Source organism: Glutamicibacter sp. BSL13, assembly GCF_052928425.1.
In genome coordinates, this window is the sequence record NZ_JAVGCZ010000184.1 from 1 (window position 1) to 2,317 (window position 2,317).

Annotated in this window: 1 protein-coding gene and 2 pseudogenes; all 3 read right to left on the minus strand. The window is 70.7% G+C overall.

What is annotated here, in order from left to right; all coding sequences use genetic code 11:
* Window positions 1-816: pseudogene (locus tag RCJ92_RS15620) on the minus strand (multicopper oxidase domain-containing protein); the annotation flags it as partial.
* On the minus strand, window positions 809-2,080 hold the full coding sequence (locus RCJ92_RS15625; RefSeq protein ID WP_446755085.1) for a hypothetical protein: 1,272 nt from the start codon (window positions 2,078-2,080) through the stop codon (window positions 809-811). The gene RCJ92_RS15625 and the pseudogene RCJ92_RS15620, both read right to left, overlap by 8 nt.
* Window positions 2,077-2,317: pseudogene (locus RCJ92_RS15630) on the minus strand (helix-turn-helix transcriptional regulator); the annotation flags it as partial. The pseudogene RCJ92_RS15630 and the gene RCJ92_RS15625, both read right to left, overlap by 4 nt.

Consider the following 2,317-nt stretch of genomic DNA (forward strand, 5'->3'; position numbering starts at 1 on the left):
GGCGAAACTGCGCGGCGGCTTGTTGCGGGCCGCGTAAATGAACGGGGAAGCCAGCAGGCCCAGCCCCACCAGGTATCCGGCCACCCCGGCGGCAGCCACCGGAAGCACACCGAACCCGGCCCCGGCCGCCGCGATCAGCACCGCCGCCAGCAGCACCGGCAGGCTGTGCCGCAGCCGGGCGGCGGCCTGCGGGGCGATGCGGGTGCGCAGCATGGTGGGCCACAAGGTGATCAGGGTGCCGGCCACGGTCAGCCCGACCCAGCCGAGCAGGTTCACCAGCGCGTGCGCCAGGGTCAACCGCTCATGCAGCGGGGAGGGCAGGCCGGTGGAGATCCAGGTGCCCAGCGCGGCGCCGACCGGCAAAAGCGCCGCGGCGGCCACATAGTAGCGCACACTGGCCCCATAGGGTGAGGGCAGCGCGCCGCGCAGCCGCCGGTACAGCCACACCCCGTGCCACAGTGCGGCCGCGGCGACCAGGCCCGCCCCACAGGCAGTGACCGGCCACCAGGCGCCAAGCACGCCGGTCATCACCACCACGGCCCCGGCGTTCAGCAGCAGCAGGCGCCGGGACTGCTGCCGCCGGGAGTCCTGGGTCACCGGCAGCTTGAGCAGGGCGGTGGCAAAATACTGGGACCAGACCAGGATGGCGTGGGACAGCGCGCCGAGCAGCAACAGGTGAATCATCAGCCAGCGTGGGGCCGGCAACTGGCGGTGGATCAGGGTGCTGAGCACCAGCAGGATCAGCCAGATCGCGGTGGGAAGATCCCGCAACGGCCAGAAACCCCGCCCCGGAACCTTGGCCGATGCCTCACTCATCACGTTTCCCTTCATGTTCTTCTCGGTTCCCCGCCCCGGCCCGGCCGGTCGAAGGGGCCGGAGCCATCCCGGGACGCAAGCCAATGGAATGCCCAGGCCTACCGGTAGGCACCGGCACGCTGCGTTTGGGCGCGTGCGCGGCGCCGCCACCCGGCGACCATGGCAGGGCACGCTCCCCCAGCAGCGCACTGGCCAGCGCCACCAGAACGAACAGCACCACGGCCACCACGTTCAACACCCCGCCAGCCTGCCACAGCACCTCGTACCCCAGGCCGTCACCCAGCCACAGACGCAGCACCAGTCCGGCGTGCAGCAGCACCGCGGGCACCCACATCAGTGCCCGATACGGCAGCTTGATGGCCAGTACCGCCGGCAGGATCGTAGGGGCGTGGGCCATGATCATGGACATCACGAAGCCCAGGAACACTCCGTGCACCACCGTGTCGTACGCCGCAACACTCACCGGGTACCCGAAACACCAGGTCACCGCGGCAACCAGCAACCAGAAGTATCCCGCCAGCAGGCACGCGGCCATGAAGCGCGGTGCCCCCTGGGCGTGTATGGTGCGCCGGGCAACGTCCTGGCGCACCAGCCACAGCACCAGCAACGCCAGCGCCGCACCGAACAGGACGGTGCCGGCCCAAACCCACAAGACGGAGGCCGCCGCGCAGCCCACCACGGCGCAGCACAACACCAGGGCCACCATCTCCGAGCGTGGGCCCAGATGCAGCCGGGCCAATTCCACGCGCTCGCCGGCGATGGTGATCACCAGAAAGCTGCACAGCCAGGGCAGGATCAGGGAGGTTTGCACGCCCGCCAGCCACAGCAGCGTCGCGGCCACCCCGGCCCCCGCCCCGAGCATTTGGATCAGCACCGCCACCGCCCGTTGGCGTCGCCACAGCGGAACGTAGAGCGCCACGGTGGCCACCATGCCGGCCAGCAGCAGCGTCCCGGCAAGGATCCGGGGCAGGGAAACCAGCAGGCCCAGCCCGCCCAGGGCGAGCAGCAAGGGGGCCAGGTAGCCCCAGGCCCTGCCCAGTGCCACGGCCCGCTCCAAGGCAATGAGGGCGCCGACGAATCCAAAGACCAAGACCATTCCGTGGGCCTGGCCCCAACTGGCGACGGGCAGCGGCGCATGCACATCCAGCAGGATCAACCCCGCATCCAAGCCGGTCAGCAGGCACAGGCCCGCAGGGATCATCAGCAGCAGACGCCAGCGCCCGCTGCGGCGGACCGGGCCGGGCTTGCGCAACGGGCGGCTCATGAGTCACGGTCCTGCGCATCATCCAGGCGCAGCAGGCAGTACCCCGGGCCGGCAAACGGCGTGATCGCGGTGCTCTCGGCCGGGTGGGGGTCAGCCTCCTGGCCCAGCACCCCGCGCACGATGCCCAGGTGCACGTTGCATACCACCTCGGGGTGTTCGCGGGCGGCGCCCAGCAACGGGCAGGCTTGCAGCCTGATCTGTCCGTCCGCCGCCTGGCTGGGGTCAAATCCCATGCGC